Origin of the sequence: Plebeiibacterium sediminum (assembly GCF_026013605.1) — a bacterium.
GTDB lineage: Bacteria > Bacteroidota > Bacteroidia > Bacteroidales > Marinilabiliaceae > Saccharicrinis > Saccharicrinis sediminus.
Map to the genome: position 1 here is coordinate 1 of NZ_JAPDPJ010000060.1, position 16,522 is coordinate 16,522.

A 16,522-nucleotide genomic window follows, 5' to 3' on the forward strand; every position below is an offset into this window, starting at 1 on the left:
TCTCAATAAAGCTTTTGAGAATTGGTTTTAAGAAAAAAGATAATTTAATTTGAATAATCTAAATCAATCAGACAGAGTTATACTTACATATCCATAATTTAGTCGGACACTAGTGAATATTTTATTGTAAATATGGTTTTAAATACTTACCTGTATATGATTGTTCTACGTTCAGCAAATCTTCTGGTTTTCCTTCAAAAATAACATAACCGCCTTTATCTCCTCCTTCAGGGCCTAAATCAATCACCCAGTCTGCTGATTTAATCACGTCCATATTATGCTCAATGATGACTAAGGAATGTCCTTTTTCAATCAATGCATCAAATGCTTTTAATAGCTTTTTAATGTCATTAAAATGCAATCCGGTTGTTGGTTCATCAAAGATAAACAAGGTTGGTTCTGCTTTCTCCTTGGCTAAAAAGGAAGCCAATTTAACACGCTGACTCTCCCCTCCTGATAAAGTACTCGACGACTGCCCCATTTTTACATAACCCAGACCTACATCGGCCAATGGTTTTAATTTATTGACAATACGTTTAGCTCCAGATTTATCATCTTCTCCAAAGAATTCAATGGCTTGTTCAATGGTCATTTCAAGTATATCATGAATATTCTTTTCGCGATATTTTACATCAAGAATCTCTTCTTTAAACCTTTTGCCATTACAACTCTCGCAAGTGAGTACAATATCAGCCATAAACTGCATTTCTATTTTTATTGTACCTTCACCCTGGCACTCTTCACATCTACCACCATCAATATTAAATGAAAAGTGTGAAGCCTTATAACCATTTATTTTAGAGGCTTGCTGTTCTGACATCAATTTCCTGATCTCATCATAAGCCTTAAGGTATGTTGCCGGATTTGAACGGGATGATTTACCAATCGGATTTTGATCTACAAACTCAACTTCTGTAATTTGCTCCACATCACCTTTTAATAAATCAAAAGCTCCTGTTTTATCAGCATATCCACCCAAACGCTTTTTTATTGCAGGGTAAAAAATGGATTTTATAAGTGTAGATTTACCCGATCCGCTAACTCCGGTAATTACATTCATTACATTTAAAGGCACCTTTACACTGATGGCCTTTAAATTATTTTCTCTGGCTCCTAAAACTTCAATATAATTGTTCCAGTTTCTGCGCGATCCGGGAACGTCTATTTTTTCATTGCCAAACAAATACTGATAAGTTAAACTATCCTTTGCTTTAGCTTTTTTCTCCAACTTGCCTTTAAAAACAATTTCTCCTCCTAATCTACCTGCTCCGGGACCTATATCTACAATTTCATCTGCAGCCCGCATAATATCTTCGTCATGCTCTACCACAACCACCGTATTACCCAACGCCTGCAATTGTTTTAAGACTTTAATCAGCAAATCCGTATCTCTGGAATGCAATCCAATACTTGGTTCATCCAAAATATATAATGATCCCACCAATGTACTTCCCAATGATGTGGCCAGGTTAATACGCTGACTTTCTCCTCCTGATAATGTTGATGATAAACGATTTAAGGTAAGATATCCCAAACCAACTTCATACAGAAAACGTAATCTGGTTGTAATCTCTCGTAGTATTCGCTTTGCAACCTGTTCATCGTGCTCATCCAATTTTAAATCATCGAAAAATGGCATCAATTCCGTAATAGGCATTAACACCAAATCCGAAATACTTTTGCCTCCCACTTTAACCCAGGAAGCCTCTTTTTTTAATCGGGTTCCTCTACAATCCGGGCAAACTGTTTTACCCCTGTAACGGGATAGCATTACCCTGTATTGAATTTTATATTGCTGCTCTTCTACATGCTTAAAAAAGGTATCGATACCATAAAAATACTCGTTACCTTTCCACAACAGGTCTCTTTCTTCATCTGTTAGTTCATAATAAGGTCTGTGAACAGGAAAATTAAACTGATGAGCCGATGAAATCAATTGTTTCTTATACTCACCCATTTTTTCACCTTTCCAGCAGGCCACAGCATCTTCAAATACAGATAGCGTTTTGTTTGGTATAACCAGGTCTTCATCAATACCTATAACACTACCAAAGCCTTCACATTTTGAACATGCTCCCACAGGGTTGTTAAAGGTGAAAGTGTGTTCTGTTGGCTCTTCAAACTGAATTCCATCTAATTCAAACTTATTTGAAAAACGATGAGTTTCCGCCGCATCCTTAGCATATATTTTAACCAGACACTCCCCTTTTCCTTCAAAAAATGCCGTTTCAATAGAGTCAGCCAGTCGCGATAAATTGTCTTCTTCTTTTGAAGCTGTTGCCCTGTCAATAACCAGACTATATAATGAACAATCCAGTTCGGTATTGTCATCTTTGATCAGATCTTCAATCTTTAAAAACTGATCTTCGTGCTCAACCCTTACAAATCCCTGCTTCAACAACACTTCTAAATGAGCTTTACAGCTTCTGTCCTCTGGCACAATAATATCTGACAGAATTACCAATTTGGTATTATCATCATATTGAGTAATATGATTCACCACATCAGAAACATAATGACGTTTTACTTCATTACCAGATACCGGAGAAAGTGTTTTTCCTACTCTTGCAAATAGTAATTTCAGATAATCATAAATCTCTGTTGAAGTTCCAACCGTTGATCTTGGGTTTCGGGTATTAACCTTTTGCTCAATGGCAATTGCAGGCGGAATACCTTTAATAAAATCAACATCTGGTTTATCAATTCTACCAAGGAACTGTCGCGCATAAGAACTCAGACTCTCTACATATCTACGTTGTCCTTCAGCATAAAGCGTATCAAATGCTAATGATGATTTTCCGGAACCTGAAACTCCTGTAATTACGATAAATTTATTTCTGGGCAACTCAAGATCAACACCTTTCAAATTATGAACTCTTGCCCCTTTTATTTGTATATTTTTTAATGCAGAATTTTCAGCCATATAGCAAATCAATTAAGGTGACAAATATATTAAATAGCTAAAAAAAAGCCTTGTTTATATATCATGAATTATATAAACAAGGCTTACTTATTATTGTTTCTTAACACATCTGTCTTAAAATAGAAAAAGATCTCTACTCTTTAGTAGGTTCTATATTGGCCTCAGCCAATGAACCAAAAAACAAGGTTAAATTGATGGTTAAAAATCGTTTTTGTTTGAACGTAGTGAGTTTAAACGATTTCAATCAAATAACCGTAGTTTTTTGAGAGAAGTGGGTGCAGCCTTGATCTTTTTTCCTTCCTTTCTTGGATCAAGCTAAAAAAGGAAGTCGGGTCTGGGTGAAACGCCAGTTAAGACAAAAATTTTGGACAATTATTGTTTCTTGAAATCTAATCTCCACCAGACTAATATTTCCATTTGTTAGCTAATTTTACCAATGATAACATTACAGGTACTTCAACCAAAACGCCCACCACTGTTACAAGTGCTGCAGGACTCTGTAAGCCAAACAAGGCTATAGCCACAGCAACAGCTAATTCAAAGAAGTTACTAGCTCCAATCATAGCTGCCGGAGAGCAAACGGCATGAGGCAGTTTTAATTTTCTTCCTCCAAACCAGGCTATGAAAAAGATAAAATAAGTTTGAATGATTAAAGGGATAGCAACCAGTAATATAATAAAAGGATTATTGGTGATGGTAAATCCCTGAAAAGCAAAAAGCAGTATCAAAGTCAGCAATAATGCAACTATTGAAACAGGTTTAAACTTTGGTAAGAATACTGTTTTAAACCATTCTTCGCCTTTATTTTTAATTAATAATTTGTTAGTAATATAGCCAGCTAACAAAGGAATTACCACAAATACAACCACACTTGTTACCAGGGTTTCGTATGGTACCTGAACATTTGTTATTCCTAATAACAATCCTACAATAGGAATGAATGCCACTAATATGATCAGGTCATTTACAGATACTTGCACCAAAGTATAATTGGGATCTCCATCTGTAAGATAACTCCACACAAATACCATTGCAGTACAAGGTGCTGCACCTAATAAAATAGCACCGGCAATATATTCACCGGCAAGCTCCGGCGTAATAAATGCAGCATATATTTTGGTAAAAAATATCCAGGCAAAAAAGGCCATGGTAAAAGGCTTAATCAACCAGTTAATGATCAATGTAAGAACCAATCCCTTAGGTTTCTTGCCTACATTTTTAATGCTTGAAAAATCAATTTGAAGCATCATCGGGTAAATCATAAACCAAACAAGAATTGCTACCGGAATATTTACATTAAACAATTCCAGGTTACTAACAGCCTGAACTGCACCACCTAAATAATTACCAATTACAATACCTGCGGCAATACAAATGATAACCCATAAAGAAAGATACTTTTCAAAAAAGCCTATTCTCTTTACTTCCTGCTCCATGTTTTATTACAACTGAGGTTTAACTTCTTCTGTATAGAATTTATAGAAGCCTTCTTTAATTTCGTCGCGAACACGAATAAATTCACTCCAAATAAATTCGTCAGTACCTGTTGCATGAGAAGGATCATCAAATCCAATGTGTAATCTATTCTTAACATTTCCTGTAAATGCTGGACAAGATTCATTGGCACCACCACAAACTGTAATTACAAAATCCCACTCCTCATTTAAATATTTTTGAACAGAATCTGAAGTATGACCACTAATATCAATACCAGCTTCGGCCATTGCTTTTACAGCATTCTGGTTCAATTTACCTGAAGCTTCTGTTCCTGCTGAACATACAGTAATATTTTCGTCAAATGATTGTAAAAAACCATGAGCCATCTGACTTCTGCAACTATTACCCGTACACAATACTAAAATTTTCATATGTCTAATTTTGCTTTTATTTGCCATATGCAATTCGCCAATTTTGTCATTCTAATGTGTGAGAAAAACTTTGACTTCGTCGATCTCACCATTCTCTTGGCTCATTCCATATGTATTAAATTTATTAATTACTCACATTTAACTGATTTACAATTGGTATCCAGAGTTTTATAAAACACCTGAAATATTGTATTTAACTCTTCAATTTTGCATGGATTCAAACAATATTTGGTTTTAACACCATCAATAGTTCCTTTAATTAACCCAACCTCCTTCAATTCCTTAATATGCTGATTTACTGTTGTTCTACTTAAAGGCAACTCTTCGGAAATATCTCCGGTGATACATGTCTCCTGACTGGCTAAATATTGTAATATTTTTAGGCGTGCAGGATGAGACAAAGCTTTGAACAGTTCAGCACTAATAATCAATTCTTCACTAAATAAATCTGACTTTGCTTTTACCATATATTTTATCTTTAAACAAAAGTCCTAAATCCACTTCTGTTTATTCTGACGCAAATATACGTCACTACAAATCAAAAGCGACGTATACATACGTTAATTTAATATTAAATTTCATTAATGACCGACTAATTTTAAAAAGGGTTCATTATTGATATGAAGACGAGAAGATTTTATAATTAAGCGATATGTATGGGTAATTAAACCGCCTTCATGTAAAAGCGTTAATAAAATCATTAAACGTAGCGTTAAAAAAAGAAAAGCTGTTTGAGCCTTAGCGAGTTCTTTTCTTTTAGCGAAGTGCGATGATTTTTAGCTTTTTCATGTCAGCGGCGGCTTTTTTTGTTTCCGTTTTTGCAGCTGTAGGCAATTATTGCGATAAATAAGAGCAGAGTTAAGTTTACTTGAACTATGCCGCATGGAGCAATAATCTTATAGAAAAAAATGAAAAGCCCGTCGGCTTGAGACATAAGTAATGGAAATCTGATGAATAATATTTTAGTCGGACACTAATGATTAAATTTAATAGAAATCTAATTGAGGTAAGATGTTATTATCTAGAAAAGAGAACTAAAGTATATTATGAACTAAGTTAGTCTTCAATCTTAATATTGTATTTACACAATAAGCCCATCACATTATGCTTCGAAAACACGGTTTTATTGATGTTGTTAGATTCCGGATCAATGGCAAAATTATATGCTGTAGACATTTTTGCATGTTCCAGATTACTTCTTTCAAACACAGCTCCAGAAAGATCACATTCCTGAAATACAGCCCCGGATAAATCAGTTTCTACAAAATCAGTTTGAATAAGTCTGCATTTTGTAAATACCGTTTTTTTAATCTTTAATTGATAAAAGGAACTATAATCCAATATACAATCGGTAAAAGAAAATGCAAGAGAAAAATTGTTACAATCGCTAAACTGAACGCCTAATAATTTGCAATTAACGAACTTAACATCTCTAAATGCGGTATCACTTAAAGCCGCATTTGACAGGTTACAATTAACAAATTCACAATCGGTAAAGATGAATAAACTCAGATTGTATTCTGAAAAATCGCAGTTCTTAAAAATACAATCCTCATATTCACCTTTAACCAATTCGGTTTTATCAATAAAATTCTCAGAAACAATATATTCAGACATATTCTATTTTAGTTATCGTAGACAATAGCTTTAAAGCTGCTAAAATACATTTTCGTTTGCCTATATCCTACTTAATAAAGCGTTCTCGTTTCTGTAGATTTATGAGTCCCCATAAAATAGCTACAATTGAGGCTGATAGAAAGATCAATTTATTTTGAAAAATAATGTTACTGTAGATCATTTCACTAACACCATCCGGTAAATCAAAAGGATTTAAAAAGATATTCCATTTTGAGGTGCCTAAGGATAAATGCAAAAACCAAAATACCAAACCTACAATAACCATTAGCACTGCAGAACCATTGCCATTTTTTACCAGAGTACTGAATAAAAAACCAAGCGTTCCAAAGAATATAATCACAAAAATAAGGTGAAAACTTAACCTAAAAACGGGTAATTCAACCAGAATATAACTGTTTAAAAAGGAAAAGATTACCATCATTACATACACCATAATAAAGATAATAAGCAATCGCATTAACCAAACCTTATATCGATAATTAGGTATGCCAAACAGTATTTCCAATATCCGGGCATCTTCATCATTTTGAATACCAAAAGTGGTAGGGAAAAAGACCAGTAATATACCCGGAAATATCAGTTGATAATAAGCACTACTTAATTCAATGGTGCTATCTGAAAATATGGCAATGGTGGTAATCAGTAAATAAAAAAGCACGGATGCGCCTAAAAAATAGATAAACTTATTACCAAATATTATTTTCAGATTATATTTTACCAGACGAATTGTATTATTCATTTTTGTCTATTTAATCATTAATTTCAATCAAGGGGTAAAAACACTTATGTAATCACCCTTTCCACTTAGGGATGTCATCCATAAAACCCTGACCTACTTTCTTATCTTGATATAAGAAAGTAGGCAAAGAAGATCAAGACTGCGCCTGCCTCGTTATAAAAACTACGATTATTTTACCTAAATCGCTAAAAACTCGCTCCTTCCTACGTCAGTCACTCAAACAATACGCAATTTTACGTTAAAATAATCTTGTTTTTATACTCACCAGACAAGGTCATTGCTGAAACTTGACGGTATTACTATATAATATCTTTTTTCAACTCTTAATTCACAATTTAAAAAGATCATTATCTAATTATTGCGCAATAACCATAAATAAGAGTCCTCAAGACTTGATGACACGGATTGTGCTTCAGGAACCGGTTGTTCCTGTGATAATACTCTTACGGTAATCATATCACCACGACCAATATGGTGTACAACCTGATATTCCTTATTAATCCTTTTAAAATCACTAGCCGGCACATCAAAAACCCAAACCTTACCTTGCGTTACTTTCGATAACTCCTTTGGCTCTCCCCAATATTTTAACTCACCCTTTCGCATTACTGCCACCTGATTACAGGAACTTGAAATATCTTCAATAATATGCGTTGAAAAAATAACAATTCTATCGCGGCTTAATTCAACCAATAAATTCCTGAATCTAATTCTTTCTCTGGGATCCAGACCTGCTGTCGGTTCATCTACCACTAAAATTCGGGGTAGATGCAACATGATTTGTGCAATACCAATACGTTGCTTCATACCTCCGGAAAAAGAACCGATTTCTTTATCCTTTTTCTCCCACATATGCACAGCCTTAAGCACATACTCAACACGTTGATATCGTTCTTCTGTATTTTTTAAACCTTTAAGCAAAGCCATATAATCCAGAAACTCAAATGATGTCATATTATCGTAAGAACCAAACTCCTGTGGCAAATAACCTATTAATCCCTGAAGTTCTTCCCTGTATTTATTGGTATCATACCCATTAACAAAGATCTTCCCGTAGCTTTGATCCAGTATTCCGCAGATGATACGCATGATTGTTGTTTTTCCGGCTCCGTTGGGCCCTAATAATCCAATCATACCACTGTGCATGGTTAACGAAAGTCCTTTTACAGCTTTAAAAGGCTGTTTACGGCTACCAATAACCGGAATAGAACGTACCATTAAATACCAGCTTCTGCGTATTCCTGCAAAGCGACCTTTCAATCTTTCCACATTGATATTTTCAGAAAGCAGTCTGTTTCCTGTGTTATAGATAAATAAACCTAAATACCATATACCTCCTAACACGATTGAGGTAGCCAAACTATCAAACTTATAGGCAAATAACCCCATAACTAACACGGGATAAAACCATAACACTATTTTTTCAAGAATACCTCTCTTTGCAAAAAGTCTGGTAAAAAAAGTATTCAATCCAGGCCAGCTCCGCAAATAAGCAATATATGACAGCAAAGAAAAATAACCAACAAACAGATACACAAATGCCCACAAACCTGATTCCAGATAAAACCAATTCATCCAAATCAGAAAACCAAACAATGGGATTTGCCATATCAGTCCTTCAAAATAACTTTTAGAGGTCTTTAGTCCTCGTTCTCTCAGGCCATATTCCTTAGCCATCTTCCATTCCCTGATAAAACGATTATCTCTATCGTAAACTTTAACTACATTTTGCAGTTTAATGGTAATCTTCTCATCCTCACTGATCAATGAGGCACTGGCTCTTCTTAAACTATATAATACAAAGTACATGATAGCCGGAATTCCTACTATAAATCCAAAATATTCCACCAATTTCCAAACCAGAGAATGATCAAATACGACTTGTATCAATACTATTCCCAAAGCCCAAAGTGTATATATAATGATTTTGTAGATCCAGTTTAAACTCCTGATCCATTTTAATGCATTCTCTAATCCAAAGCTAAACGTTGGAATAAAAACCAGCGTTAATAATGTACTCACCAATAAACCTCCCACTACTGTAATAGCAAATGGAGCACCCAGACTGCCAACATATTCCGATTTTCCCAAAGCCAAAGGAAGCATGGCAATAATAGTTGTTGATGCCGTAATTAATATCGGACGTACACGTGAAATTCCTGCTTGTAGCAAGGCCCTTGAATGCCGCATTCCCTGTTTCCGGAGTATATTGGAGTAATCAATTAGTATAATTCCATTATTGACAACAATTCCCAGCAGTATTAAAAATCCAATTAACGAATTCATATTAAACAAGGAATTACCTGTAAATATTAATCCCAGAAACGAGCCAATGGCAGCCAGAGGAATGGAAAACAACATGACAAATGGTGTTACAAAAGACTCAAAAACAGAAGCCAGAATCATTAAAATCAACAGAAACGCAGTTCCTATTAAGAATTTAAACTCTTCAAACTGGTCTTCTTCATGAATTACCTCAATGGCTGTACCTGCAGGCAGATTAACCGCTGCAACCAAATCATCAACATCACTTCGGGCCTGTTCTAAAAGGTCTTTTGAATCATTTACATCTTCGCTAAAAGCATAGGTAATGGTGATTTCCTTTTGCTGATTTACCCTTAAAATCTCACTTCGTCCTGACGCATAAATAATATCAGAAAAATCATTTAAAGCAACCAGATTCCCGGTATTGGATTGAACATTCAATTCCTTTAAATCGTCATAAGTCTTAGCGGTATTCTCTTCTTCGTCCTTCTCTGGAGTATTGGTTTTTATAACAATATCGTATTCGTCATTGTCAATTTTCAATACACCTCCTGAACTCACTTCATTTTGAAATACACTTAATTCGGAAAGTACATTTTGTGGTGTAACACCATACATACTCATCAACCCTGGATTAAATTCCAAATGCACTTCCGGACGAGCAGAACTGGCACTTACTCTTACATAATTTAAATCCTCAATATTGTCTTCAAGAATATATTTGATGTCTTCAGCAAGCAACAACATCTTATCGAAGTTCTCACCTTTAATCACCACAGATTCGTTCTGCTGACCAATACCAAACATTCCCATTAAGTTCATACCAGGATTGGCACCAAAACCGGCGCCACCTCCTCCACCTCCGGATTGTCCTGTACTCCCTTGTTCCAAAACAATTTCAGAGTCTTCAAATCCGTAAAGTTTGCTTTGAATCTCAGCTTTAATTTCTCCTAAAGAACGATTTGAGTCTTTCTTGTAATCTTCTTTTAACTGAACGGTCAGACTTGCTTTTTCTTCATAAACCTGACTCACCAACTTATCTTTCTCAGCAATATTTTCCAGTCTTTTTTCAAATTCCTGAACTATAAAATCTGTTCCTTCCAAGGTAGATCCGGATGGACGCTCAATATTAATTACAAACTCCGGTGTTTCAACTTCTTTATTGACCGAATAACTCACCACCAGACTGATTAAAATAGTAAGAAAGAAACCAAATACGGCTGTATTTATAGTTCTTGCAGGTAGACGCAATGCATTTTTCAATAGTACAAGATAGGCTTGTATTAAACGATTATGCAAAGGTAATCGCTGTAAGCGTAACTGCACATTCTTTTTCCTGTACGAAAGTACTGCATGGGTCATCATTGGTATTAATAGCAAGGCTACAACCAGCGACACAATTAATGTTCCGACAATCGAAACACTAATGTTTTTAGCCACCAATTTAAACATAGCATTTGATGAAAAAACAAATGGTAAGAATACGGTTATTGTGGTCAGTGTTGCTGCAAGAATGGCCCGCCAAACTTCTTTTGTCCCCATTATAACGGCCTTATCCTTATCGTCCTCCATGGTGGCAACCCGATAAATATTCTCCATAACGACAATACTGTTATCAATGAGCATACCCACAGCCAATGCTATCCCAATAAGAGTCAGCGTATTAATTGATATATCAAAAGCATAAAACAGATTAAATGCAGAGAATACCGAAATCGGAATAGATAACATCACCAAAGAAACCAATGGTATGTTCTTTAAAAAGATCCACAGAATAAAAACAGCCAAAATACTTCCAATCAAGGCTAAATCAATAATCTGATCTATATTTTCCTCCATGGTATCAGCACTGTTTGAAGTAATGGCAACCTCTACTCCCTCCGGAGCTAACTGCTGATTCAATGTCTCTATCTGTTCCTTTATTTTTGCAGACAGATTAATCTGATTAACTGATGCTTCGCGCGTTACAGTAAGTGTTACTGATTCTTTTGAATTCACTCTACTGTAACTGGTTACATCCTTATAGCCAAAATTAATCTGAGCAATATCCTTTAATAAAAGTGGTCCTTCATTTGAAATAACAACATTCTCAATATCACGTATGGTATTATACTCCCCATCAACATTTACAAACAAATACTGCCCTTGATCTACCACTCTTCCTGCAAAGGTTTTAGACCCTGTATTGCTCAAAATTTTTGATCGGATTTGAGATACTGTTAAACCTAAAGCTTCTATGCGGTCTTCATTTAATTCAATCTCTACACTCTTCTCTCTACCTCCATAAACTTCAACACCTGCAACACCGTCAATATTTTCCAGTTTATCTACAATTTTTTCATCTGTAATAGCCCTCACCCTGTCAACGCCACCTGTGCCTAAAACCTGAATGCTCATGAACTGATTGGTAAACTCATTCAAATCCATTTTAAGCACTGTAGCCACATAATTATCCGGCAATAAACTTTGCGAGGCCTGAACCTTCTCAGCCAACTTTAAATAAGCATACTTAAAATCAACATCTTTAGTCAGATAAATAATAATTGTTCCTCTTCCCGGACCAACTCTTGACTCCACCTTCTCAATTCCTTCCAATGTACCCACAACGCCTTCCATTGGAATGATGGCCTCCTGTTCCACATATTTAGGGTCGGACTCGGTTTGACCCGCTATTTGAACAAAAAGCATAGGTAACTCCGTATCCGGATATAATTCGACAGATAGGTTCTTATATGACACCACACCCAATAGGGTAAGTGCCACAAACAACATACTGATTAAAACTTTTCGTTTGATTATAAAATCCATAATTTTGTGATAAGAAATTTATTGTCAAGAATTAGTTATTGATCTTCCCTGACTTTCTTTCTGTTCAAAACCTCTTCAAATATGTAATACAGACAAGGTATAACCACCAGCGTTAAAAGCGTTGAGGTAATTAACCCTCCGATAACCGCAATGGCCATGGACGATCTGATTGCAGCACTTTCACCAAAACCTATAGTCAGAGGAAGTAATCCCAGAATAGTAGTTAAACTCGTCATTAAAATAGGTCGTACCCTTGAATTCGTAGCTTTAATAATAGCTTCTCTTAACTTGACACCCTCTCGTTTCAACTGGTTTATGGCATCCACCAGAATAATGGAGTCATTTACAGCAATACCGGCTAACATTACTAATCCAATATAAGCCATAATATTTAGTGATTTACCAAGTATTAAAAAGGCTGCAATAGCACCAACTCCAGCTAAAGGAATGGTTAAAAGAATGGTAAATGGATGTAATAAAGATTCAAATTGTGAAGCCATTACCATATAAACCAGCACAATAGAAAGAATTAAAGCAAAACTTAAGCTACCAAAAGATTCTTTACGTTTTAATTCATCCCCCTTAATCTGATATTTATATCCCTGAGGAAAAGAGATTTGCGACAATTTGTTCTCAATATCTTTTGTAAGTTTATCAATCGCAATATCACCCTGAATATGAGCTGTAATTCTACCTACTCTGTTTTGGTTGTCACGAATTACTTCCTTAGGTGAATTGCCAATAGAAATTTTAGCCAATTCCCCCAAACGATACTCTGATTCACCATTCTGAATGATAAAGTTTTTTAGGTCTTTCAATGGATAATCAGGCATTTTAAGGGTAATATCCGTTAACTCACCATCGCTTTCAATACTGCCTGCATCTTTTCCCATTAAAAACTCTTTTAGCTGATTAATAATGGAAGACGCATCTATATTAAAAAGTCCGGCCCTGTATCTGTCTATTTCAATATTAACTTCCGGAACTCCGGTTTCAAAAGAACTCTTTATATTATACAGTTGAGCATCATCCTTTAAAATAGCATACACCTGATCGGTTAATTGATCCAATTCATCCAGATCTTCACCACTTACTTCAATCATTACAGGCGCTGATTCACTACCCAATATTTCCTGTAGCGCTGTTTCATCCTGAATATACTCCAATTCCAGATTTGCAATCCCATCAAACATTTGATTAAGAACAGGAATAAACTCATTGGTTGACAAGGTGGTTTCTTCGTTTAAAATCAATTTGATATACCCAGTATTTTCACCATCGAAAACACTTTTTTCAGAACTCCCTGAAGACGATTCCGGACCAGCGTGTGCATAGATATTTTCAATATGTTCACCTAACGATGCCTGAATCATTTCTTCCATGTTTTGAAGCGTTGATGATGTACGCTCCAGACTTGTTCCGGAAGGTAAGCTTACTTCAATTGAAAACTCTTTGGTTTGGGCAGCAGGCATAAATTCACTTCCTATTAATGAAATAGAATAGTAGGATGCCACCACCAATATTACAGATAATCCAATCACCAAAAACCTCTTATCCAGAGCTTTGATTAAAAATCGATTGTATTTAGGGTATGATCTTTCTTTAGGTATTACTGCTTCTGCTTTTTTACCCAGAATAAATACACTTAAAACAGGAATAATTAAAATGGCCACAAACAAAGATGACAATAAAGAAAAAGCTACAGTCCATGCCTGATCTTTAAATAACTCGCCTGAAGCTCCGTGCAGATATACAATAGGCAAGAATACAACTATTGTAGTTAAAGTGGATGCCACCAAAGCACCACCCACTTTTGCAGTTCCTTCAACGGAAGCCTTCCTAATTCCAACACCTTGTTCCAGCAAACTAAATATGTTCTCTACAACAATAATGGCATTATCCACCAACATACCGGCACCAAGGGCCAGCCCGCCTAAAGTCATGATATTCAATGTAAGTCCATTGAAATACATCAGATTAAAAGTGGCAATAATTGAAATAGGAATAGAAACACTTACAATAAAAGTAGTGCCCACTCTGCGCAAGAAAACAAACAATATAATAACTGCGAAAATAATACCTATAATAGCACTATCTTCTACTTCATTTATGGCATCATCAATAAATTTGCCCTGATTTTTAATTACGGTAAACTCATATCCGGGCAACGCTTTATGAATCTTTTCAAAGCCTTCATTTAGGGTTTCAATGGCAGCTACTGTATTAAATTTGGTCTCTTTATAAATAGATAAACCAATACACCTTTTACCGTTTAATCTTACAATATTTGTAGGATCTTCATTTTTATAAGTAATTGAGGCCACATCCTTTAATAAAAGAGGCACTTCCACACTTTTTCCTTCCTCGTCTGTTTGAATTGTGGTTCCAACAACCAACTTACCAAGATCATCAGTCGACTTGTAAATACTTACACCTTTAATCGTATATTTTTGTCCCAGTTCTTCAATTGAACCTCCAGAAACATTTTGATTGTAACTCTCAATCTTATTGATGATTGAACTGGATGAAATATTATGCGATTCGAGAACATAAGGATTGGTTTCTATAATGATCTCTTTGGTTTCGTCTCCTGATAAGCGAACATCAGCAATACCATCTAATCTAATCAGTTCATTTCGAATATAATTCTCAGCTATTTTTCTTAAATCATCCATATCATTAATGGATGGATTGGAAACAGCAGCAAGCATAATAGGTGCAGCATTGGGGTCATTTCTGAAGATATTTAACGCTTCAACATCTTCATTCTGACTATAACTGGTCAGTGCCTTTTGAATATCCAGAAACGCTTCATCCATGTCCTGATCCCAGTTATACTCCACATCTATTTGTGCAGTACCCACCTTACTTACAGAACTAACATTCACCACACCACTTTGTCGGATGATGGTATTTTCTATATTTTCTACAAATTGTTTTTCCATTTCCTCAGGAGGTCTTTCTCCCGATTCTATTTCCACCACAATTTTAGGATTGTTTAGGTCTGGAAATAAATCTGTTCCTAAACGAGAAAAGGATATAATTCCCAATAAAACAATCCCTAGTATAATCATTGCAACAGTAACCGGATAGCTGACTGAAAACTGTGCGAGTTTTTTCATAGGTTTAATATTTATTTCTTTTATTGAAGTGCCTCATACAACATGGGCACCTGAAAGAACATCTATGTTATTCTATTCTGATTATTCTGAGGTAAATATTATTTATTCAGAATTTTAATTTTTGATCTGTGCTTCAATGTTTCAAACCCTTTAATAATCAATCGTTCTTCTTCATTGAGACCTTCAACAACTTCTATCCTGCCCTCATTTTCCATTCCAGTTGTGATCATTCTTTCCTGAGCCTCTTCTCCTCGCGCAATAAACACCGCTTTACCATTATCTCTTACCAATATGGCATCTTTTGGAATAACAATAACACTATCCTTACGATCCACAATAACATCTGCCTTAACAAACATACCCGGACGTAATTTCATATCTGCATTTTTAATATATACACGTCCTTTAAAGGTTCTGGATTCTTCATCAATAGCCGGAGAAATTTCTCTTAAATATCCTTTCAGCGTATCTTCAGGTAATGAATAGTTTGTTATTAAAGCTTCCTGGTTTAAGGATACTTTACCAATTTGGCTTTCTGGTAACATCAGGTCCATAATCATTTCCTGATAGCTCATAACCTGAAGAACATCTTCGCCCTGATTAATTTTAACTCCTTGAGAATAATAGGGTAAATCAGTAATTACACCATCAAATGAAGCTTTTACAGATAATTTAGCAAGATTTAACTCTGCATTTTGATAAGTTTTTTCTGCGGTAACCAAAGTTTTATGCGCATTTACCTTTTCGCGCATGGTTGCACCACCTTTTTCATATAAGGCAACTTGTTTTTCATATTCCATTTTTGAAATATCCAAATCAATTTTTGCTCCTTCAATATTTACATCATTTTCGTACTCCAGATTTTTAATGGATATAATTAACTCGCCTTGCTTCACTACATCACCCATTTTATATTTCTTTCCTGTTCTGGGATTAATTTGCAGATAGTAATCCCCTTGTGCTTCAGATTGAATGGTAACAGCATACTCTGACTGAATGGTTCCTGTAGCAGTAAAAACCTCTTGTATGTTGTCTTTCTCTATTTCCTGAACAGATACAGGTACTTCAACATCAACATTAAATCGCTGATTTTGATTGTTACAAGAAAAAAGCAAAATGCTTATGCTGGCTAATATTAGATTTTTATATTTCATGGGTA

Annotated in this window: 9 protein-coding genes; all 9 read right to left on the reverse strand. The window is 35.2% G+C overall.

Going from position 1 to position 16,522, the window contains the following annotated elements; translation table 11 throughout:
* Window positions 1-121: 121 nt before the first annotated feature.
* The 9 genes from uvrA to OM075_RS19375 all read right to left on the reverse strand — a co-directional run bounded on the left by uvrA (window position 122) and on the right by OM075_RS19375 (window position 16,517).
* Window positions 122-2,923, reverse strand: coding sequence for an excinuclease ABC subunit UvrA (uvrA, locus tag OM075_RS19335; protein WP_301192193.1), 2,802 nt, complete (start codon window positions 2,921-2,923; stop codon window positions 122-124).
* A 404-nt stretch (window positions 2,924-3,327) separates the two neighbouring features.
* Entirely contained in the window at window positions 3,328-4,359 is a 1,032-nt protein-coding gene (arsB, locus tag OM075_RS19340; protein ID WP_301192194.1) for an ACR3 family arsenite efflux transporter, read from the reverse strand.
* A gap of 6 nt (window positions 4,360-4,365) precedes the next feature.
* The gene (locus OM075_RS19345; protein WP_301192195.1) at window positions 4,366-4,791 is read right to left on the reverse strand and encodes an arsenate reductase ArsC; all 426 of its coding nucleotides are present in this window, start codon (window positions 4,789-4,791) and stop codon (window positions 4,366-4,368) included.
* A 128-nt stretch (window positions 4,792-4,919) separates the two neighbouring features.
* Window positions 4,920-5,258, reverse strand: a complete 339-nt coding sequence (locus tag OM075_RS19350; RefSeq protein WP_301192196.1) for an ArsR/SmtB family transcription factor — start codon at window positions 5,256-5,258, stop codon at window positions 4,920-4,922.
* Window positions 5,259-5,847: 589 nt separating this feature from the next.
* Window positions 5,848-6,408: a pentapeptide repeat-containing protein gene (locus OM075_RS19355; RefSeq protein ID WP_301192197.1), complete on the reverse strand. Its 561-nt coding sequence runs from the start codon at window positions 6,406-6,408 to the stop codon at window positions 5,848-5,850.
* A 67-nt stretch (window positions 6,409-6,475) separates the two neighbouring features.
* The gene (locus OM075_RS19360) at window positions 6,476-7,168 is read right to left on the reverse strand and encodes a hypothetical protein (RefSeq protein ID WP_301192198.1); all 693 of its coding nucleotides are present in this window, start codon (window positions 7,166-7,168) and stop codon (window positions 6,476-6,478) included.
* Between the two features lie 351 nt (window positions 7,169-7,519).
* Entirely contained in the window at window positions 7,520-12,241 is a 4,722-nt protein-coding gene (locus tag OM075_RS19365; protein ID WP_301192199.1) for an efflux RND transporter permease subunit, read from the reverse strand.
* A gap of 35 nt (window positions 12,242-12,276) precedes the next feature.
* Window positions 12,277-15,363, reverse strand: a complete 3,087-nt coding sequence (locus OM075_RS19370) for an efflux RND transporter permease subunit (RefSeq protein ID WP_301192200.1) — start codon at window positions 15,361-15,363, stop codon at window positions 12,277-12,279.
* A gap of 98 nt (window positions 15,364-15,461) precedes the next feature.
* A complete protein-coding gene (locus OM075_RS19375; protein ID WP_301192201.1) occupies window positions 15,462-16,517 on the reverse strand; it encodes an efflux RND transporter periplasmic adaptor subunit in 1,056 nt (351 codons plus the stop codon).
* Between the last annotated feature and the right edge of the window lie 5 nt (window positions 16,518-16,522).